Annotated in this window: 25 protein-coding genes and 1 other RNA gene; 18 read left to right on the forward strand and 8 right to left on the reverse strand. The window is 39.3% G+C overall.

What is annotated here, in order from left to right:
• Positions 1 to 44 precede the first annotated feature (44 nt).
• The 7 genes from N8M20_RS06990 to trxB all read left to right on the forward strand — a co-directional run bounded on the left by N8M20_RS06990 (position 45) and on the right by trxB (position 4,397).
• Positions 45 to 539 carry a GNAT family N-acetyltransferase gene (locus tag N8M20_RS06990; protein ID WP_054393146.1) on the forward strand — a complete coding sequence of 165 codons (495 nt, stop codon included), beginning with the start codon at positions 45 to 47 and terminating at the stop codon, positions 537 to 539.
• Positions 539 to 1,048 carry a methylated-DNA--[protein]-cysteine S-methyltransferase gene (locus N8M20_RS06995; RefSeq protein WP_261079545.1) on the forward strand — a complete coding sequence of 170 codons (510 nt, stop codon included), beginning with the start codon at positions 539 to 541 and terminating at the stop codon, positions 1,046 to 1,048. The genes N8M20_RS06990 and N8M20_RS06995 overlap by 1 nt, the downstream gene beginning before the upstream one ends.
• Before the next feature lie 12 nt (positions 1,049 to 1,060).
• A complete protein-coding gene (locus N8M20_RS07000; RefSeq protein ID WP_000889092.1) occupies positions 1,061 to 1,417 on the forward strand; it encodes an arsenate reductase family protein in 357 nt (118 codons plus the stop codon).
• 157 nt (positions 1,418 to 1,574) lie between these two features.
• Positions 1,575 to 2,375 carry an amino acid ABC transporter permease gene (locus tag N8M20_RS07005; RefSeq protein ID WP_001103449.1) on the forward strand — a complete coding sequence of 267 codons (801 nt, stop codon included), beginning with the start codon at positions 1,575 to 1,577 and terminating at the stop codon, positions 2,373 to 2,375.
• On the forward strand, positions 2,375 to 3,118 hold the full coding sequence (locus tag N8M20_RS07010; protein WP_261079546.1) for an amino acid ABC transporter ATP-binding protein: 744 nt from the start codon (positions 2,375 to 2,377) through the stop codon (positions 3,116 to 3,118). Before N8M20_RS07005 ends, N8M20_RS07010 begins: the two co-directional genes overlap by 1 nt.
• Before the next feature lie 77 nt (positions 3,119 to 3,195).
• A complete protein-coding gene (locus tag N8M20_RS07015; RefSeq protein WP_000926599.1) occupies positions 3,196 to 3,420 on the forward strand; it encodes a DUF4059 family protein in 225 nt (74 codons plus the stop codon).
• 65 nt (positions 3,421 to 3,485) lie between these two features.
• Complete coding sequence (gene trxB / locus N8M20_RS07020) at positions 3,486 to 4,397, forward strand: thioredoxin-disulfide reductase (RefSeq protein ID WP_261079547.1); 912 nt, start codon at positions 3,486 to 3,488, stop codon at positions 4,395 to 4,397.
• Between the two features lie 192 nt (positions 4,398 to 4,589).
• On the opposite strand, the gene rlmB is transcribed toward trxB, so the two are convergent.
• Together rlmB and def are read right to left on the reverse strand one after the other, a co-directional pair.
• Complete coding sequence (gene rlmB, locus N8M20_RS07025) at positions 4,590 to 5,318, reverse strand: 23S rRNA (guanosine(2251)-2'-O)-methyltransferase RlmB (RefSeq protein ID WP_000855742.1); 729 nt, start codon at positions 5,316 to 5,318, stop codon at positions 4,590 to 4,592.
• A 44-nt stretch (positions 5,319 to 5,362) separates the two neighbouring features.
• Positions 5,363 to 5,974 carry a peptide deformylase gene (gene def, locus N8M20_RS07030; protein WP_049500103.1) on the reverse strand — a complete coding sequence of 204 codons (612 nt, stop codon included), beginning with the start codon at positions 5,972 to 5,974 and terminating at the stop codon, positions 5,363 to 5,365.
• A gap of 371 nt (positions 5,975 to 6,345) precedes the next feature.
• On the opposite strand from def, the gene N8M20_RS07035 reads away from it, so the two are divergent.
• The 4 genes from N8M20_RS07035 to ssrA all read left to right on the forward strand — a co-directional run bounded on the left by N8M20_RS07035 (position 6,346) and on the right by ssrA (position 9,560).
• Positions 6,346 to 7,665, forward strand: coding sequence for a CapA family protein (locus tag N8M20_RS07035; protein ID WP_314726183.1), 1,320 nt, complete (start codon positions 6,346 to 6,348; stop codon positions 7,663 to 7,665).
• A gap of 21 nt (positions 7,666 to 7,686) precedes the next feature.
• Positions 7,687 to 8,514 carry an HAD family hydrolase gene (locus tag N8M20_RS07040; RefSeq protein WP_261079548.1) on the forward strand — a complete coding sequence of 276 codons (828 nt, stop codon included), beginning with the start codon at positions 7,687 to 7,689 and terminating at the stop codon, positions 8,512 to 8,514.
• Between the two features lies 1 nt (position 8,515).
• A complete protein-coding gene (locus N8M20_RS07045; protein WP_261079549.1) occupies positions 8,516 to 9,151 on the forward strand; it encodes an SGNH/GDSL hydrolase family protein in 636 nt (211 codons plus the stop codon).
• Between the two features lie 61 nt (positions 9,152 to 9,212).
• Positions 9,213 to 9,560, forward strand: a transfer-messenger RNA (tmRNA) gene (gene ssrA / locus N8M20_RS07050).
• A gap of 132 nt (positions 9,561 to 9,692) precedes the next feature.
• On the opposite strand, the gene N8M20_RS07055 is transcribed toward ssrA, so the two are convergent.
• From N8M20_RS07055 to N8M20_RS07070, 4 genes are all read right to left on the reverse strand, one after another.
• Positions 9,693 to 10,775, reverse strand: a complete 1,083-nt coding sequence (locus N8M20_RS07055) for a tyrosine-type recombinase/integrase (protein WP_261079550.1) — start codon at positions 10,773 to 10,775, stop codon at positions 9,693 to 9,695.
• 321 nt (positions 10,776 to 11,096) lie between these two features.
• Complete coding sequence (locus tag N8M20_RS07060; protein WP_261064920.1) at positions 11,097 to 12,128, reverse strand: Abi family protein; 1,032 nt, start codon at positions 12,126 to 12,128, stop codon at positions 11,097 to 11,099.
• Positions 12,129 to 12,281: 153 nt separating this feature from the next.
• A complete protein-coding gene (locus tag N8M20_RS07065) occupies positions 12,282 to 12,461 on the reverse strand; it encodes a hypothetical protein (RefSeq protein WP_261079552.1) in 180 nt (59 codons plus the stop codon).
• A 13-nt stretch (positions 12,462 to 12,474) separates the two neighbouring features.
• On the reverse strand, positions 12,475 to 13,260 hold the full coding sequence (locus N8M20_RS07070; protein ID WP_261079553.1) for a helix-turn-helix domain-containing protein: 786 nt from the start codon (positions 13,258 to 13,260) through the stop codon (positions 12,475 to 12,477).
• Between the two features lie 674 nt (positions 13,261 to 13,934).
• Here N8M20_RS07070 and N8M20_RS07075 point away from each other — a divergent pair.
• From N8M20_RS07075 to N8M20_RS07090, 4 genes are all read left to right on the forward strand, one after another.
• A complete protein-coding gene (locus N8M20_RS07075; RefSeq protein ID WP_261079554.1) occupies positions 13,935 to 14,081 on the forward strand; it encodes a hypothetical protein in 147 nt (48 codons plus the stop codon).
• A 4-nt stretch (positions 14,082 to 14,085) separates the two neighbouring features.
• The gene (locus N8M20_RS07080; RefSeq protein ID WP_023940067.1) at positions 14,086 to 14,274 is read left to right on the forward strand and encodes a helix-turn-helix transcriptional regulator; all 189 of its coding nucleotides are present in this window, start codon (positions 14,086 to 14,088) and stop codon (positions 14,272 to 14,274) included.
• A gap of 74 nt (positions 14,275 to 14,348) precedes the next feature.
• Positions 14,349 to 14,546, forward strand: a complete 198-nt coding sequence (locus N8M20_RS07085; RefSeq protein WP_001865136.1) for a hypothetical protein — start codon at positions 14,349 to 14,351, stop codon at positions 14,544 to 14,546.
• Between the two features lie 9 nt (positions 14,547 to 14,555).
• The gene (locus tag N8M20_RS07090) at positions 14,556 to 14,816 is read left to right on the forward strand and encodes a hypothetical protein (protein WP_049543938.1); all 261 of its coding nucleotides are present in this window, start codon (positions 14,556 to 14,558) and stop codon (positions 14,814 to 14,816) included.
• Here the strand turns inward: N8M20_RS07090 and N8M20_RS07095 are convergent.
• Entirely contained in the window at positions 14,805 to 15,200 is a 396-nt protein-coding gene (locus N8M20_RS07095) for a DUF2513 domain-containing protein (RefSeq protein ID WP_261079555.1), read from the reverse strand. The two genes, N8M20_RS07090 and N8M20_RS07095, sit on opposite strands and share 12 nt — an antisense overlap.
• A gap of 51 nt (positions 15,201 to 15,251) precedes the next feature.
• On the opposite strand from N8M20_RS07095, the gene N8M20_RS07100 reads away from it, so the two are divergent.
• Positions 15,252 to 15,977, forward strand: coding sequence for a phage antirepressor KilAC domain-containing protein (locus tag N8M20_RS07100; RefSeq protein ID WP_261079556.1), 726 nt, complete (start codon positions 15,252 to 15,254; stop codon positions 15,975 to 15,977).
• Positions 15,978 to 15,990: 13 nt separating this feature from the next.
• On the forward strand, positions 15,991 to 16,131 hold the full coding sequence (locus N8M20_RS07105; protein WP_261079557.1) for a hypothetical protein: 141 nt from the start codon (positions 15,991 to 15,993) through the stop codon (positions 16,129 to 16,131).
• On the opposite strand, the gene N8M20_RS07110 is transcribed toward N8M20_RS07105, so the two are convergent.
• Positions 16,105 to 16,485, reverse strand: coding sequence for a DUF2513 domain-containing protein (locus N8M20_RS07110; protein ID WP_261079559.1), 381 nt, complete (start codon positions 16,483 to 16,485; stop codon positions 16,105 to 16,107). The two genes, N8M20_RS07105 and N8M20_RS07110, sit on opposite strands and share 27 nt — an antisense overlap.
• A gap of 50 nt (positions 16,486 to 16,535) precedes the next feature.
• Here N8M20_RS07110 and N8M20_RS07115 point away from each other — a divergent pair, with 50 nt between their 5' ends.
• Complete coding sequence (locus N8M20_RS07115) at positions 16,536 to 17,249, forward strand: ORF6C domain-containing protein (protein ID WP_220074088.1); 714 nt, start codon at positions 16,536 to 16,538, stop codon at positions 17,247 to 17,249.
• Positions 17,250 to 17,260: the final 11 nt, after the last annotated feature.

Here is a 17,260-nt window from a genome sequence, read left to right on the forward strand (position 1 = left end):
ATTATGCTATGATGGGAGAAACTAGTCAGAAATGAGGAGAAAAGATGGAGATTCGTTTAGCTTTTCCAAATGAAGTAGATGCCATCATGCAGGTGATGGAAGATGCTAAAAAATGTTTAGCGGATGCTGGTAGTGACCAGTGGCAAAATGGTTATCCAAATGCTGATATTATTATTGAGGATATTATCTCAGGTCAAGCCTATGTAGCCTTGGAAGAGGGAGAACTATTAGCCTATGCTGCTGTGACCAAGAGTCCAGAGGCAGCCTATGAAGCCATTTATGAAGGCAACTGGCAAGCTGGAGAGTCAGAGTACCTAGTCTTTCACCGTATTGCTGTGGCAGCAGATGTCCAGGGACAGGGGGTTGCTCAGACTTTCCTAGAGGGCTTAATTGAAGGTTTTGACTACCTAGATTTTCGCTCAGATACGCATGCTGAAAACAAGGCTATGCAACATATTTTTGAAAAACTCGGATTTAAACAGGTTGGTAAGGTTCCAGTTGATGGCGAACGCTTGGCCTATCAAAAATTGAAGAAATAATGCAAAAGATGTACGTAAAAATGCTCTACTTTTCGCCAATAGGAACCTTGTCTTTGGTTGCCGACGAGCAATATTTGTATGGAATTTGGGTGCAGGAGCAGAAGCATTTTGAGAGGGAACTAGGAGATGAAACAATAGAAGAAGTTGTTAGTCATCCCATTTTAGACCCAGTTATTGCTTGCTTAGATGCTTACTTTAAAGGCAAGCCTCAGGATTTATCCAACTTGCCCTTGGCTCCAATCGGAACAGATTTTGAAAAGAGAGTTTGGTCCTATTTACAGGAAATTCCTTATGGTCAGACAGTGACCTATGGACAAATAGCCCAAGACCTGCAAGTGGCTTCTGCTCAAGCAATTGGTGGAGCAGTGGGGCGCAATCCTTGGTCTATCCTAGTACCTTGTCATCGTGTGCTAGGTGCAGGCAAGCGTCTGACAGGGTATGCTGCAGGAGTGGAAAAGAAAGCTTGGCTCTTGGAGCATGAAGGCGCAGATTTTAAAGATATAAAATAGAAAGTGAAAGACATGTTAGAATTTATCGAATATCCAAAATGTTCAACTTGTAAAAAAGCAAAACAAGAATTAAACCAACTCGGTGTGGACTATAAAGCCGTTCATATCGTCGAAGAAACACCTAGCCAAGAAGTCATTTTAAACTGGCTAGAAACCTCAGGTTTCGAGTTGAAGCAATTTTTTAACACCAGTGGAATCAAATACCGTGAATTGGGGCTGAAAGATAAGGTAGGAAGTCTGTCAAACCAAGAAGCAGCTGAGTTGCTAGCAAGCGACGGAATGTTGTTAAAACGACCCATTTTAGTAGAAAATGGAACTGTTAAGCAAATCGGTTATCGAAAACCTTATGAAGAATTGGGATTGAAATAGTTTTTATCTATCTCTTTGATAGATAAAATATATAACCTCCCTGTTTCAAAGTATGATAAACTAGTAGGTAGATAAAGTCTGTATCTGACCGTAGCAAATAATTTCATTGACGGCAGAAGTATGGTAGAATGAATCATTATCAGGAGAGGATGTTTTTATGAATGTTACAACGATTTTAGCATCAGATTGGTACCAAAACTTGATGCAATTGATTCCGGATGGCAAGCTGTTTAGCCTACGTTCGGTCTTTGATGGAATTCCGAGAATTGTCCAACAACTTCCAACAACGATTATGTTGACAATTGGTGGTGCTCTTTTTGGCTTGGTTTTGGCCCTTCTTTTTGCTATTGTGAAAATCAATCGTGTCAAAATTTTATATCCCTTGCAGGCTTTCTTTGTTAGTTTCTTAAAGGGGACACCGATTTTGGTGCAACTCATGCTAACCTATTACGGAATTCCTTTGGCTTTGAAAGCCCTCAATCAGCAATGGGGTACTGGTCTCAATATCAATGCCATTCCAGCCGCTGCTTTTGCGATTGTTGCCTTTGCTTTTAATGAAGCGGCTTATGCCAGTGAAACCATTCGTGCAGCTATTCTCTCAGTCAATCCTGGTGAGATTGAGGCGGCACGCAGTTTAGGTATGACCCGAGCACAAGTTTATCGACGAGTGATTATTCCAAATGCAGCAGTTGTGGCGACTCCAACCTTAATCAATTCCCTCATCGGCTTGACCAAAGGAACTTCTCTAGCCTTCAGTGCGGGTGTTGTGGAAGTCTTTGCCCAAGCTCAGATTTTGGGTGGTGCCGATTACCGCTATTTTGAACGCTTTATTTCCGTTGCCCTTGTTTATTGGGTAGTAAATATCGGTATTGAAAGTCTTGGTCGTTTCATCGAGAGAAAAATGGCTATTTCTGCACCTGATACAGTGCAAACAGATGTGAAAGGAGACCTTCGTTAATGATTAAGATTTCGAATTTAAGCAAATCCTTTTCAGGACAGACTGTCTTGGATCATCTGGACTTGGATATCCAAAAAGGAGAAGTCGTAGCCTTGATTGGTTCTTCAGGAGCTGGAAAATCAACCTTTCTTCGTAGTCTCAATTATCTTGAAACACCTGACAGTGGCTCTATTCAGATTGATGATTTCTCAGTTGATTTTTCTAAAATCACTCAAGAAGAAATCCTTGCCCTTCGTCGTAAGTTGTCTATGGTTTTTCAGCAGTTTAATTTGTTTGAACGCCGAACAGCACTTGATAATGTAAAAGAAGGCTTGGTTGTTGTCAAGAAATTATCTGACCAAGAAGCGACTAAGATTGCCAAGGAAGAGTTGGCTAAGGTTGGGCTTTCTGAACGTGAAAATCATTACCCTCGCCATTTATCAGGTGGACAAAAGCAACGGGTTGCCCTAGCTCGTGCGCTTGCTATGAAACCAGATGTCTTGCTCTTAGACGAACCAACTTCAGCTCTTGACCCAGAATTGGTCGGTGAAGTAGAAAAGTCTATTGCAGATGCTGCTAAGTCAGGTCAAACCATGATTTTGGTCAGTCATGACATGTCCTTTGTAGCCCAAGTAGCTGATAAGATTCTCTTCTTAGATAAGGGGAAAATCATTGAGTCTGGAACACCGGATGAGATTATCCACCATCCTAAAGAAGAGCGGACAAAAGAATTCTTTGCTAGTTACAAACGGACTTATATTTGATATAATAGTTAAAGGAAAACTCAGTTAGCTGGACTAACTGAGTTTACTCTTTAAAAAAGATAGAAATGAGAGAAATCATGCTACTGCAACTATTTTCTTTATATTTCGAGAGTTTGATCTTGACCACCATCCTCGTCCTGATTTTTTTAGGGATTTGGATTGGACTGAGAGCCATGTCGGGAGTTGATAAGACAGCCAAGGCTCGCCAAGCCCATCTCTATGATATGATTATGATTGGTGTCTTGGTTGTTCCAGTATTATCCTTTGCGGTTATGAGTTTAATTCTTGTTTTCAAGGCATAATCCTTGCATGATTGACAAGAAAGAGTTAGAATAAAGATAGTTACAACAAGAAAGAAGGAAACTATATGTACGATACTATTATTATCGGTGCTGGACCTGCAGGGATGACTGCGGCCTTGTATGCTGCTCGAAGCAATTTGAAAGTAGCCTTGATTGAAGGCGGTCTGCCAGGTGGTCAGATGAATAATACATCTGATATTGAAAATTACCCAGGATATGCTAATATTAGTGGGCCAGAATTGGCTGAAAAGATGTTTGAACCACTTGAAAATCTTGGTGTTGAGCACATTTATGGTTATGTTGAAAATGTCGAAGACCATGGTGATTTTAAGAAAGTGATGACTGATGACCAAACATATGAAACTCGTACCGTTATCGTAGCGACTGGCTCTAAACACCGTCCTTTGGGAGTACCTGGAGAAGAAGAACTGAACAGTCGTGGTGTTTCTTACTGTGCCGTGTGTGATGGTGCTTTCTTCCGTGACCAAGATTTGTTGGTAGTTGGTGGTGGAGATTCAGCTGTTGAAGAAGCCCTCTTCTTGACTCGTTTTGCTAAGACTGTTACCATTGTTCACCGTCGTGACCAACTTCGTGCTCAAAAAGTTTTACAAGACCGCGCCTTTGCGAATGAGAAAATCAGCTTTATCTGGGATTCTGTAGTCAAGGAAATCAAGGGTGAAAACAGAGTAGAATCTGTCGTATTTGAAAATGTGAAAACAGGTCAAGTGACAGAGCAAGCCTTCGGTGGCGTCTTTATCTATGTTGGTTTGGACCCTGTTAGCGATTTTGTTAAAGAATTGAATATTCAAGACCAAGCAGGCTGGGTTGTGACAGATAATCACATGAAAACTGCAGTTGACGGTATCTTTGCAGTTGGAGATGTTCGTTTGAAAGACCTTCGCCAAGTAACAACAGCAGTTGGAGATGGCGCTATCGCTGGTCAAGAAGCCTATAAATTTGTCACAGAACATAGTTAATACACTTCGAAAATCTCTTCAAACCACGTCAGCTTCGCTTTTCCGTAGATATATGGTTATTGACTTCGTCAGTCTTATCTACAACCTCAAAGCAGTGCTTTGAGCTGTCTACAGCTAGCTTCTTAGTTTGCTCTTTGATTTTCATTGAGTATAATCATAAAAAAGTTTCTAATCAGATGACTGGAAACTTTTTTATAGTCTATTTCGAAAAACTTCGTACATGAGAATAGCTGCAGCAACACTGGCATTGAGACTTTGAACATGTCCATTCATAGGAATGGTAATCATTTCATCAACCTGTTTTTTGATGTTGCTAGAGATGCCTTTTCCTTCATTTCCGATGATGAGGGCAATTTTCCCTTTTGTATTCCACTTATGGCAAGGAGTACCGTTCATATCCGTTCCAAAGGTCCAGAAGCCTTCATCCTTGAGTTTGTCTAGAGTTTGACTTAGATTGGTCACTCGAGCGATTGGAACATGCTCAATAGCACCTGTGGCCGTTTTAGCAACGACAGGAGTAACTCCGACAGCACGGTGTTTGGGAATAATGACACCTGAAACGTTGGTCGCATCAGCGGTTCTTAAGATGGAGCCTAAGTTGTGAGGGTCAGTTAGGCCATCCAGAATCAACAGAAGTGGATTTTCTTCTTGACGCGTTTTTGCAAGGATGTGATCTAACTCGCTATAGGCAAATTCAGACACTCGTAGAACAAAACCTTGGTGGACAGCACCTTCAGTCATCTCAGAGAGGGATTTTTTTGAGGTCCAAGAAATGGACACCTTCTTTTCTGTAGCCAGTTCCTTGACTTTTTCAACATTCTTACCTCGGAGATCTTCTTGGAGGTAAAGTTTGTTCCCTGTGTTTGCAAGGAGGGCTTCGGTAACGGCGTGGACGCCATAGACAATATCATTTGTTTTCATGCCTCTATTATAACACAAAACCCCGTCTTGCAACGGGATTTTCTTTATTCAAGAATTAGTAAACCATCTTTAACTGCAAATGGGTCTTTTTCATTGATACGATCGTAAAACATGATTCCGTTGATGTGGTCAATTTCATGCTGAACAACAATTGAGTTGTAGCCTTTGAGTTTGATGCGGTGTTTTTCTCCATCTTTGTCAAAGTAGTCAACAGTAACGCGGGCATGACGAACAACATAGCCAGGCACGTTGCGGTCAACAGACAGGCAACCTTCTCCTTCGCCAAGAGCAGCGTCTTGAACAGAGTGAGAGACGATTTTTGGATTGTACATAATAGCTTGCAAATCGTAGGCTTCCTGCGGAGTTTCACCTTCTTCAACAATATTTGGTACCAAAACAGCGATAATGCGTTTTGAGATATCTAATTGAGGGGCAGCAAGTCCAACCCCACCACGGAGTCCCATCTTTTCAGCCATGACAGGATCTTGGGAATGTTTGAGGAATTGCATCATCTTTTCACCAAGGATGATTTCCTGATCAGATAAGGGGAAAGTGACTTCCTCAGCAACCGCACGTAGAGTCGGATTCCCCTCGCGGATAATATCTTTCATATCAATTAAGTGAGCAGCTTTTGTAATACGTTCTATAGCAGACATTTTCTCTCCTTTCATTACCTCTACATGATAACACAAAATGACAAGGATTGAAAGTATTACAGTCTTTAGGATTTATAGAAAATAGATAGGAAGTTCAATTCATACTCAATGAAAATCAAAGAGCAAACTAGGAAGCTAGTCGCAGGTTGCTCAAAGCACTGCTTTGAGGTTGTAGATAGAACTGACGAAGTCAGCTCAAAACACTGTTTTGAGGTTGTGGATAGAACTGACGAAGTCAGTTACATATACACGGTAAGGCGACGCTGACGTGGTTTAAATTTGATTTTCGAAGAGTATCAATTGTGAAAGAAATACTTATCTGTGATATAATAAAAAGAAAAGGCTTGCATAAGAAAGTAGGGAGAATGAAGATGCAAAGAAGACAAGATAGACATAAACGTGGACCAGTTTTTCGTTTTATGAGGGGTTTTGTAAACTTTTTTAGGAGTTATCGCAGGTGGAGCAATAAAGGATTTGTGGCGATACTCTTGCTAGCAGTTGCTTTATCAATGGGCTTGGTCTTGTTGTTTGAAAGTTTCCAAGGAATCCCTTTAACCAGTCAAAAACGAGATACTATTTCTAAAGAGGGGACTAAGCAAAAGTCTCAGGAGCAGGAAGAGGAAAAAACTGCCAGAATTATGGCCCACGGGGATTTGCTCTACCACGATGGACTTTTCTTTTCAGCTAAAAAAGAAGACGGTACCTATGACTTTCATGAGAATTTTGAGTATGTGACTCCTTGGCTTAAGCAAGCAGACTTAGCTATTGGTGACTTTGAAGGAACCATTAATAAGGATCATTATTTAGCAGGTTATCCTCTCTTTAATGCTCCTGCTGAAGTTATGGATGCCATTAAGGATGCAGGTTATCATGTGCTGGATTTAGCTCATAATCATATTTTGGATTCGCAAATTGAGGGAGTTATTTCAACAGCCGATATTATTGAGAAAGCTGGAATCACTCCAATCGGAGTTTATACGCACGAGCCACGTGATCAGGCTCCGCTGGTCATTAAGGAAGTGAATGGTATCAAGGTTGCACTGTTAGCCTATTCCTATGGATTCAATGGCATTGAGCAGTATATTTCTCAGGAAGACTATAATCGTTATCTTTCAGATTTAAACGAAGATAAGATGAAGGCTGAAATTGAACGGGCGGAAAAGGAAGCAGATATCACCATTATCATGCCTCAGATGGGTGTTGAGTATCGATTGGAACCAACTGAAGAACAAAAAGCTCTTTATCACAAGATGATTGATTGGGGGGCGGATATCATCTTTGGAGGGCATCCTCACGTTGTGGAACCATCTGAAACGGTTGAAAAAGATGGGGATAAGAAACTCATTATTTATTCAATGGGGAACTTCATTTCCAATCAACGGATTGAATCTATGGGAGATGAAGAAAATGCTAAGTGGACTGAACGTGGCGTTCTCATGGACGTGACCATTAAGAAGAAGGATGGAAAAACAACTATCGGAACAGCTAAAGCTCATCCTACTTGGGTCAATCGAACACCAAAGGGAACCTTTTCACCAGAAGGCTATCCTTTATATCATTATCAAACCTATATCTTGGAAGATTTTATAGAGGGTGGCAGTCATCGTGACCAATTAGATGAAGCGACTAAGGAACGAATTGATACAGCCTACAAAGAAATGAACGAACATGTGGGATTGAAGTGGGATTAGTTTGAATCCAGAGGGAAGTAAATGACGATTAAGGTAATTGCGACAGATATGGATGGAACCTTGCTGGATGCTAGAGGCCAGCTGGATCTCCCACGTTTGGAAAAGATTTTAGATCAGTTGGATCAAAGGGGCATTCGTTTTGTCATCGCGACGGGCAATGAAATTCACCGCATGAGGCAACTACTGGAGCACTTGGTCGATCGAGTGGTTCTGGTTGTTGCCAATGGTGCTCGTATTTTTGAAAATAATGAACTGATTCAGGCTCAGACTTGGGATGATGCCATTGTCGATAAGGCTTTGGCTCATTTCAAGGGTCGAGCGTGTCAGGATCAGTTTGTTGTGACGGCTATGAAGGGTGGTTTCGTCAAAGAAGGTACGATTTTTACAGACCTTGAAAGTTTTATGACTCCAGAAATGATTGAAAAATTCTACCAACGGATGCAGTTTGTGGATGAATTAACCTCTGACCTCTTTGGTGGTGTGCTCAAGATGAGTATGGTTGTTGGTGAGGAACGTTTGAGTTCGGTCTTGGAAGAAATCAATGACCTCTTTGATGGCCGAGTTCGGGCTGTATCGAGTGGCTATGGTTGCATTGATATCCTCCAAGCTGGAATTCATAAAGCATGGGGCTTGGAAGAATTACTCAAGCGCTGGGACTTGAAAGCCCAACAAATCATGGCTTTTGGCGATAGTGAAAATGATGTTGAAATGCTTGAAATGGCTGGGATTGCCTATGCGATGGAAAATGCTGATGATAAAGCCAAAGCTGTGGCGACTGCTCTAGCGCCAGCCAACAGCCAAGGCGGAGTTTATCAAGTCTTGGAAAACTGGTTAGAAAAAGGAGAATGAAGTGGCAGTACAGTTATTAGAAAATTGGTTACTAAAGGAACAAGAAAAAATCCAAACCAAGTATCGTCACTTAAATCAGGTTTCTGTTGTAGAGCCAGACATTCTTTTTATTGGGGATTCCATTGTCGAATATTATCCTCTACAGGAATTATTTGGGACTTCAAAGACAATTGTCAATCGAGGAATTCGTGGCTATCAGACAGGACTGTTACTAGAGAATCTAGATGCGCATCTGTACGGTGGAGCAGTAGATAAAATTGTCCTATTGATTGGGACAAATGATATCGGAAAAGATGTGCCTGTGAATGAGACTCTCAATAATCTCGAAGCTATCATACAATCCATTGCTCGCAATTATCCATTGACAGAGATGAAATTGCTTTCCATTTTGCCAGTCAATGAGGGAGAGGAGTACAAGCAGACAGTCTATATCCGCACGAATGAAAAAATTCAGGAGTGGAATCAAGCCTATCAAGATCTTGCTTCTGCCTATATGCAGGTAGAATTTGTGCCAGTTTTTGATAGTTTGACAGACCAGGCAGGCCAACTCAAAAAAGATTATACAACTGATGGGTTGCACCTTAGTGTTACTGGTTATCAGGTTTTGACCAAAGCTTTGAAAGACTATCTTTTGTAGTTAGTTGATTTCCTTTTTGCATTTTTGTGTTAGATAGGGTATAATGGTTTTACTGTCTTTTGGGGTCGTTACGGATTCGACAGGCATTATGAGGCATATTTTGCGACTCGTGTGGCGACGTAAACGCTCAGTTAAATATAACTGCAAAAAATAACACTTCTTACGCTCTAGCTGCCTAAAAACCAGCAGGCGTGACCCGATTTGGATTGCTCGTGTTCAATGACAGGTCTTATTATTAGCGAGATACGATTAAGTCTTGTCTAGCGGCTTGATAAGAGATTGATAGACTCGCAGTTTCTAGGCTTGAGTTATGTGTCGAGGGACTGTCAAAATAATACATAACCTATGGTTGTAGACAAATATGTTGGCAGGTGTTTGGACGTGGGTTCGACTCCCACCGGCTCCATTATTCCTTTGCATTCTTTCGCATTCCTTGGTAAAACGTTGTTAAATCAACGTTTTTTATTTTTGTCTTTGGTATTCCTTGGTATTCTTTTGCGGAAAAAGGATACAACAAAGGATACAACATTTTTGTCGTATCCTAGAAATCTATGTACTTCGCAAAGCGTTCTCCGATGTCGTCCTTTGCTTGCTTAGTTATGTGAGTATAAACGTTCATGGTCGTCTTCAAGTCGGAATGTCCTAACCGATGTTGGACTTGCTTCAAAGTCATACCAGCGTCAAAACAAAGGCTGGCATGTGTATGTCTGAATCCATGAATTTTAATTGGACGTAGGTCGCTACCTTCCACAATTTTGATAAGCCACTTTCTGGGAAGAGTGCTTGGAATTGGCTTTTTAAATTCATTTTCAAAAATGTATTTAGTGTTTGGATTTTGCTTTTTCCATTTTTTCAAAATGCTTTTTGTTTTCTTGTCCAAACTAATCAGTCGCTTACTGCTGACCGTTTTAGTATTACCTATTTCTTCGCCTGCAAAACCTCTTGTAATGGCCTTATTTATGTCCAGAGTGTTATCTGTCCAGTCTTTCCATTCAAGGGCTAAAATCTCCCCTTTTCGTGCCCCTGTAAAGGCCAGAAGACGGAATAGAGTTATCTTCTCTAGATCCTTTGTTTTGGAGACAAGTTTCAAGAACTTTTGAAGTTCATCTTTGTTGTAAAAGTCGCTTTTGCCATCTGATTTCTTTCTTGTCGAGGTAATCACGCTATCAACTGGATTGGTTTCAATGTAGCCATGCCTGATTGCGTACTTAAAAACATTATTCATCAATCCTTTTAACTTACGACCATAGACTAATTTTCTAGACCATTCATTGGCCTGCTCTTGCATTTGAAGAGGAGTGATACTAGCTATTTTCCTATTGCCTAAAACTGGATAGATGTGATTCTTGAAATTCCTAGAAGTCTTGATGTAGGTACTTTCTTGTACTGTTTCAGAATAATCTTTAAGCCATTTTTTAGCAATCTCTTCAACCGTGATTTCTTTCCTGCTCTGTTCTCCATTCTCTATATCTTCTTGAAGTTGGAGTAGTGCTGCCCTTGCTTTTGCTTTTGTAGCAAACCCTTTTTTGCGAGCGTACTTACTTTTTCCATTTTCTTTTCCAAGATAGACTATGAAACCATAAGCTGTCTCTCCGTTTTTCTTTTTATAAGACTTTATTTCCATTGATTTTTACCTCATTTCTTGATAAAATGGGTATAGTAAAAAGGGCTTTTTAATGCCTTTTACTATACTGGATATCCTCACACTCAAAGTTTGGCGATGGAGAGTGTGGGGATTTTTTTGTTTAAATTCAACAAAAAACGGTAACTAAATTATAGTTACCGTTTCTGCGTGGCAGCTTGTGCCAACCAGATTATTTGCACTAGGATTTCTCCTAGGTTAGTAACTATATATTATCAAATATATATCATTTTGTCAAAAATGGAAAGTTGAATCCTCACACTGAAAGTTTGCCGTTGGAGATTGTGGGGATTTTTTTATTTTCTATTTTTTAAATATATTTTTTATAGCATGCCACAGGTATCTCCAACGGTAATTTTTGTGGAAATTACGATGCCTTTGTAAATCTGTTTTTAGAACATCTTTTGGATATCCCATTTCGCTGGCTAAAACTAGCCAATCTGAGGGGTATGATGCGTCATGCTCCTTTATAGAATAGAGACATAGTTCTAATAAGTTAAAGCCTTCTTTGTTATCAAATAAAGCTAAAGAATGGAAGAAAGTATATAAATCTCTTTGCCCTTTACCATTTCGGTAATCAGCCGGTGTTATCTTTATTTGGTTATGAAACTTTTTGTGGTAACTTAGACTCGTACTTGCTTTATAATTAAACATGCGTCCGCCATGAGCAGCACGATTTCTGAATGCTAATATTAAATCTAGTATTTCTATAAATAAAGTTTTATCTGCTGGTGTTAGTTGAGAGCTAGAAAGACCTGTACAAAGAGAAATAATCTTGTCTTTTTGTGGACCTTTTAGGATTTTAATAAAATTGGTGATATTTCCTAGTGTTGTTTCTTTAAAAAGTATCCACGGAGGTATGTGCTTATGTTTGATTCGATAAGAGTTTAAAGGCTCTACAGGTCTATTGGCTGCGATGTCTTTAAGCATATCCAGAAGAAAATCTCTTTGATATTTTTTGTGTTTACGTTGAAATTTCCCTTTATTGTAATTTTTTCTATCCAGATAATCTGATTCTAAAATACCAAAATCTTCTGCTAGAGTATAAGCTAGGGCTGTTCTTAGAGATAACTCTACTTCCAAAGTCGCTTGCATGACCAAACTTCTGATTTGTTTGTCAAGATTATAAAGTGAAACAAGGTGTTCAAATGTTTCCTTTTCTAAAAATGTTTCAACTTTTTTGGATGAATCAAGTAAAAAAATCTTGTATCCATTTACTATTTCGTAATAACCGTAGTTTCTGAGAGCAAAGTTAGCTGCTTTTCTATCTAAAATAGTTAAGTTTCTATTTTCTAATATTTTAATTTGTTTATTAAAATCGGAAAAAGGTTTCATTTTTTCTCCTATAAAGCACGAAAGAGCCTCAATAATGTATTGAGACTCTTTCGGTAGGATGCATCGGGCATCCGGACCAATTCGTATAAATACATTATAGAGTCTTTTGTTATTTTTGTCAAGCAACTATTTCCAAAATGGAAATAGTTGGTTTTATTCTTTCGATAAGTGTTGTTGAATAATTAAGGCTACGTTGGCTTTTTCTTCTTCAGTCATAGGAGGTTCGTTTGGATCGTCTACCGAAAACTCGATAGCATGCCACTTATCATTGACTCTAATCCACTCTCTTCGTCTATGACATTGACAATCTAGGTTGTGTTTAATCACTTCCATTGGTCTGCTTTCACTACTCATATTGTCCCTCTCTATACAAATCCACGACTTCACCGATAATTCGGAAGTCGGTCTCTGGTGTGATTGGCATATCTTTGTAAGCTGGGTTTAGGCTATGTAGGTATGCCTGTTCTTTGTCAATGACAAGCTGCTTGATATACGCCTCTCCATTGTAGTTGAAAACTCCGATTACTCCGTCATTCAAGTCCACGCTGGTCTGAATGAATACCAGGTCTCCATCTTGATAGTCAGGCTCCATGGAGTCCCCCTTGATTGGAATAACAAAGTCAGCATCGATATCTACTGGCAACTCAATCCGCTCCACTCGTACATCATTCAAATATTGCCCAGTACCTACAGAAGCAGCGTGGTCGTAGTAGTCGTAACCATAGAGTTGAACAACTTTCTCCGACACTTCGTTTATCTTCGCTTTTCTTCGCTTCTCTTGCTCATCTCGTAATTTTTCAGCGTATGTGATAACTTTTCTTTGTCCATTAGGTTCAAGTTGGTCGTAGATGGATTGGATTTGGGATTTTGAAAGAACAGCTGGAGTAGCGTTGATTTGAATTTCTTGTTCATCATCTAGCATATTAATTAAATCATCTGTAGAAATTTGCATCCCTTTAGCGATTTTTTCTATTGTGTCATAAGATGGGACAATGGGTTTTTTTGATTTCGGATGTTCATTTTTTTCAAGCATAGAAATATATCCTTTTGTTAAATCAGATAATTCACAAAAAGCATCCATCGATAATTTATGCTCTGTTCTATATGATTTGAGTAATTCTCCTAACTTCATTTAAAACCCCTTTCTATATATTGTTTAATCTATTATACATCTTTAAATAAAAAAAGTAAATATTTTTTGTTTAACACGCTCGACATTTTATGTTTAACGTGTTAAACTATAATCGAGCTTAAAGAAAAGGAGGTAAGGCAATGGATGAAAATGTTGGTTTGATAATCCTAGCAGGATTTGTGATTGTATCTTTCACTATTCGTCAGATAGTGAAGTACCGATGTGATAAAAAAGTAAGGAGTAGGAAGGAGAAATAATGTGAGACTAAAATAAAATGCATATATCAAAAAACGTACTCCAGCTGCTATCTGAAGTACGCTACGGAAATTGTTCTGCTCAAACTAATAGCAGTAGTCAACAACACTTCGCTGGTATCGTCCCCAGCACTGTAGTTGAAATAAACTCTGATTCTCGATTTTAGAGTCTAGCCTTCCACGGCTTTTAGTGTCTAGCCAAGACGTTTCGGGAAGGCTAACTCTCCCTATTGAACCCTGCTAGCCAGGTGCGGTAGGCAAAAGGTAAACCTACAAATGAATCCAGAAGTTTACTGAGACACAGTCCCCTTCAAAAATTTTGCCAATTTGCATCAGCTCCTTTCTTGTTAAGGATAATATAAATATATACTGTTTTTGAAGGAGGTACATCGGTCTTAAGACCGATTTTTGGAGAAAATCATGGAAGATAAAATCATCGAACTTGCTGATTACTTTATCAGTGAAAACACAACGTACAGAGAAGCTAAGATAGCGTGTGAGAAGCTATTGAAACAAGTCAGCCATGAGATTGAACTCAGGGCTATGGAAAGTAAGACAAGGGGGTGAGTACGTGCAAGGAGAACGTTTAAGAAAATGGCGTGAAAAAGAGAAAATGTCTCAAGAGGAACTTGCAGAGAAGTCAAATGTTTCTCGAACAACAATACACTTGATTGAATCAGGTCAGTCGTCAACAGTAAAAATTCGAACACTTCAAAAATTAGCATTAGTTTTTAATAAACAAGTGAAAGATTTTTTTTAAAGTGAATGTTTAACAAATTAAACAAAGTTTTGGATTAAAAAAGAATGATTGAAAATAAGCGAGGAGGAAATAGTATGAACAACGCAGCGCAAAAAGTAACACGGATTGACAAAGATGCCTGGGATATTGCTACGGAGTTAGCGAACGAGTACGGTGTATCTATTTGTCACATCATTAGCGAGAGCGTCCGCTACTGTGCAGAGAATGCCGAATTTAAGGAGATGGACGTTGTCGTTAAACGATTGGTAGTCGGCAGTAAGGTGCTGGAGTAGGAGGGGAAGATGAGCAATTTATCAAAAAAATCATTACCAATCCAAGATTTAGAAATCAAGATTAGTAGTGATTCTAGTGTTCCACACGTTATTTTGAATGGAATTGATTTCCGAGCTGAGGGTATCGGCCTTAAATCTATCAAAATCATTTGGGGGACTAAGGGAGGGGAAATCCCAGAATCTCTCATCCAAATTGACTATATAGATGCTCGTGAACAGCTACACGAAGCAACTGTTAAGCAATCATTTCAAAATACTTTACTTAAATAGCTCTGGGTTTGTTACAAGATTAGTAATGATTTGTGAGGCGGTTTGAGATAGGAAATTTAGAGAAAACACACCTACTTTTTCAGCGACACTCTTGGTTTCTCTCCAAACTTTAGGACTCCTCACTGAATCAAGAAACTGATGTCCTTGGTAAGTCATGCCATGAACAAAAGCAATATACAAAGAATTTGAACCGTCAAAGGTCGGAGACCAATTTATAAAACCAGCTTCTGATAGTAACTTACAGTGATAAACAATAGTATTTGTCTCATACTTGTTAGCTCTTTTAAACTTCGAGTTACTAGAGAAAATAAACGGTTCTGGATATTGATGTAATTCTTCAATATCTAGCAAAATATCTCTTACTAGTTCTGGTTCAAATTTCATGTTACACCTCCGAGTTTTATTTATATTATATCAAATTTAGAAAGGAACATTATGAACGAACTTATCAACGTTACACTTAATGACAATCACGAGCCGATTGTATCAGCTAGGCAATTACATCAGACGCTAGAGGTCAAGAAAAGATTTAGCGCTTGGTTTGAGGCAAACTCTAAATTATTTATAGAGAATGAAGATTTTACAAGTGTCCAAACGGGTACGGTTGTAAATAACGGAGCTATCAAACCTCTACAAGATTATGCTCTAACTTTGGATATGGCTAAGCAGTTGGCGATGATGTCTAGGACGATTAGAGGAGCAGAGATCCGACAATACTTTATACAAGTAGAGAAAGACTTTAACAGCCCTGAGAAAATCATGGCAAGAGCTTTACTCATGGCTGATCAGAAAGTCCACAAGCTAGAGGCTCAGATTGAGGCTGACCGTCCTAAGGTGCTATTTGCAGATGCAGTGAGCGCTAGTAAGTCATCTTGTCTAATCGGTGAACTAGCTAAAATTCTGAAACAGAATGGGATTGACATTGGTCAAAACAAGCTCTTCCAGTGGTTACGCTCTAACGGCTACCTAATTAGTCGCCGTGGAGAGTATTGGAACCAACCAACACAGAAAAGCATGCAGTTAGGTCTGTTTGAGTTGAAAAAGACAAATATCAACCATGCTGACGGTCACACCACTGTCAACACAACAACTAAGGTCACAGGCAAAGGACAACAGTACTTTATCAACAAGTTCCTTAATCAGAAATGTCTAACAGGTTAGAAAGGAGTATGGAATGAATGAATTCAAAATAAGAGAAGATGGTATTTATTTGAATAACCAGAAATTAGAAGGTGTGCAAGCAATCAAAACAAAAAGCACGGTTGAAAGCAACCATGCTACTATCTTCTTAAAACTTGTTGTCAAGCTGATTTGAAATGAGGTTGGTAATAACTTGTGATGAAATATCTTTAAGGACATCCAGTGAAAAAGAACCAACATTCTTTGCTATATCCTTTGTTCGATTCCAATTGGTATCTTGACGAATGTCATTTATGAACTGATGACCATAAGGAGATAAATCTTGAATTGAGAAACCACCAAAATAATGTTGTACATTGAGAAATAAGCCACTATATTCGCATTGTCTGACATGGTAGAGGATTTCTTCTTGTGAATATTTTGGAATAAGTTTTTCATATAGTTTATCCTCTGAGACATCATTGGAGTATGTTGAATACTCTTCAACAACAAAAAGGATATCACGAATACAATCAGGATTTAATTTCATCAGAATTACCTCGTTTTATTTTTATTATACCAAATTTAGAAAGGAACTTTATGAACGAAATTTTTAACTTTCACGGGCAGGAAGTCCGTACTTTGACAATTGATGACGAGCCTTGGTTCGTTGGGAAGGATGTTGCAGATATCTTAGGATATGCTAAACCACTGGACGCAATTTCTCGGCACGTTGATGAAGATGACTCCGTGAAATACGGACTCACCGACAATTTAGGTAGAACACAAAACACTATCATCATCAACGAATCTGGTCTCTACTCTCTTATCTTATCCAGCAAGTTGCCTCAAGCCAAAGAGTTCAAGCGCTGGGTGACATCAGAAGTCTTGCCAGCTATTCGTAAGCAGGGCGGATTTATCCGTGAGGATTTGGACGAGGATGCCTTCATCGCTCTGTTTACTGGTCAAAAGAAATTGCGTGAGCAACAGGCTACCATGCTGGAAGATATTGACTATTTGAAGAGTGAGCAACCGATTCATCCAAGCTATGCTCAATCGCTCCTGAAGAAGCGCAAGGCTAGGGTTGTGGCTTGCTTGGGAGGTATTGATAGTCCAGCTTATGCGGACAAGACTTTCGCTCAGTCAGTATTTAGACAAGCTGAGATTGATTTCAAGGATCATTTCAATATCAGTCGCTATGACTTGCTACCGAAGAAGTTTGCAGAAGCTGCTCTTGCTTATTGGATGACGTGGGAGCCAAGCACAAATACCAAGATGAAGATTATGGAACTGAACGCTTTTAGTCAAGCGTAGGGAGGAGTAGG

This window comes from Streptococcus mitis (genome assembly GCF_946190275.1).
Lineage (GTDB): Bacteria > Bacillota > Bacilli > Lactobacillales > Streptococcaceae > Streptococcus > Streptococcus mitis_DC.

What these genes read in the sequence shown, in the direction of transcription:
- N8M20_RS06990 (WP_054393146.1), top strand. Translation starts at nt 45, where the DNA reads ATGGAGATTCGTTTAGCTTTTCCAAATGAAGTAGATGCCATCATGCAG.
- N8M20_RS06995 (WP_261079545.1), top strand. Translation starts at nt 539, where the DNA reads ATGCAAAAGATGTACGTAAAAATGCTCTACTTTTCGCCAATAGGAACC.
- N8M20_RS07000 (WP_000889092.1), top strand. Translation starts at nt 1,061, where the DNA reads ATGTTAGAATTTATCGAATATCCAAAATGTTCAACTTGTAAAAAAGCA.
- N8M20_RS07005 (WP_001103449.1), top strand. Translation starts at nt 1,575, where the DNA reads ATGAATGTTACAACGATTTTAGCATCAGATTGGTACCAAAACTTGATG.
- N8M20_RS07010 (WP_261079546.1), top strand. Translation starts at nt 2,375, where the DNA reads ATGATTAAGATTTCGAATTTAAGCAAATCCTTTTCAGGACAGACTGTC.
- N8M20_RS07015 (WP_000926599.1), top strand. Translation starts at nt 3,196, where the DNA reads ATGCTACTGCAACTATTTTCTTTATATTTCGAGAGTTTGATCTTGACC.
- trxB (WP_261079547.1), top strand. Translation starts at nt 3,486, where the DNA reads ATGTACGATACTATTATTATCGGTGCTGGACCTGCAGGGATGACTGCG.
- rlmB (WP_000855742.1), bottom strand. Translation starts at nt 5,318, where the DNA reads ATGAAAACAAATGATATTGTCTATGGCGTCCACGCCGTTACCGAAGCC.
- def (WP_049500103.1), bottom strand. Translation starts at nt 5,974, where the DNA reads ATGTCTGCTATAGAACGTATTACAAAAGCTGCTCACTTAATTGATATG.
- N8M20_RS07035 (WP_314726183.1), top strand. Translation starts at nt 6,346, where the DNA reads ATGCAAAGAAGACAAGATAGACATAAACGTGGACCAGTTTTTCGTTTT.
- N8M20_RS07040 (WP_261079548.1), top strand. Translation starts at nt 7,687, where the DNA reads ATGACGATTAAGGTAATTGCGACAGATATGGATGGAACCTTGCTGGAT.
- N8M20_RS07055 (WP_261079550.1), bottom strand. Translation starts at nt 10,775, where the DNA reads ATGGAAATAAAGTCTTATAAAAAGAAAAACGGAGAGACAGCTTATGGT.
- N8M20_RS07060 (WP_261064920.1), bottom strand. Translation starts at nt 12,128, where the DNA reads ATGAAACCTTTTTCCGATTTTAATAAACAAATTAAAATATTAGAAAAT.
- N8M20_RS07065 (WP_261079552.1), bottom strand. Translation starts at nt 12,461, where the DNA reads ATGGAAGTGATTAAACACAACCTAGATTGTCAATGTCATAGACGAAGA.
- N8M20_RS07070 (WP_261079553.1), bottom strand. Translation starts at nt 13,260, where the DNA reads ATGAAGTTAGGAGAATTACTCAAATCATATAGAACAGAGCATAAATTA.
- N8M20_RS07075 (WP_261079554.1), top strand. Translation starts at nt 13,935, where the DNA reads ATGGAAGATAAAATCATCGAACTTGCTGATTACTTTATCAGTGAAAAC.
- N8M20_RS07085 (WP_001865136.1), top strand. Translation starts at nt 14,349, where the DNA reads ATGAACAACGCAGCGCAAAAAGTAACACGGATTGACAAAGATGCCTGG.
- N8M20_RS07090 (WP_049543938.1), top strand. Translation starts at nt 14,556, where the DNA reads ATGAGCAATTTATCAAAAAAATCATTACCAATCCAAGATTTAGAAATC.
- N8M20_RS07095 (WP_261079555.1), bottom strand. Translation starts at nt 15,200, where the DNA reads ATGAAATTTGAACCAGAACTAGTAAGAGATATTTTGCTAGATATTGAA.
- N8M20_RS07100 (WP_261079556.1), top strand. Translation starts at nt 15,252, where the DNA reads ATGAACGAACTTATCAACGTTACACTTAATGACAATCACGAGCCGATT.
- N8M20_RS07105 (WP_261079557.1), top strand. Translation starts at nt 15,991, where the DNA reads ATGAATGAATTCAAAATAAGAGAAGATGGTATTTATTTGAATAACCAG.
- N8M20_RS07110 (WP_261079559.1), bottom strand. Translation starts at nt 16,485, where the DNA reads ATGAAATTAAATCCTGATTGTATTCGTGATATCCTTTTTGTTGTTGAA.
- N8M20_RS07115 (WP_220074088.1), top strand. Translation starts at nt 16,536, where the DNA reads ATGAACGAAATTTTTAACTTTCACGGGCAGGAAGTCCGTACTTTGACA.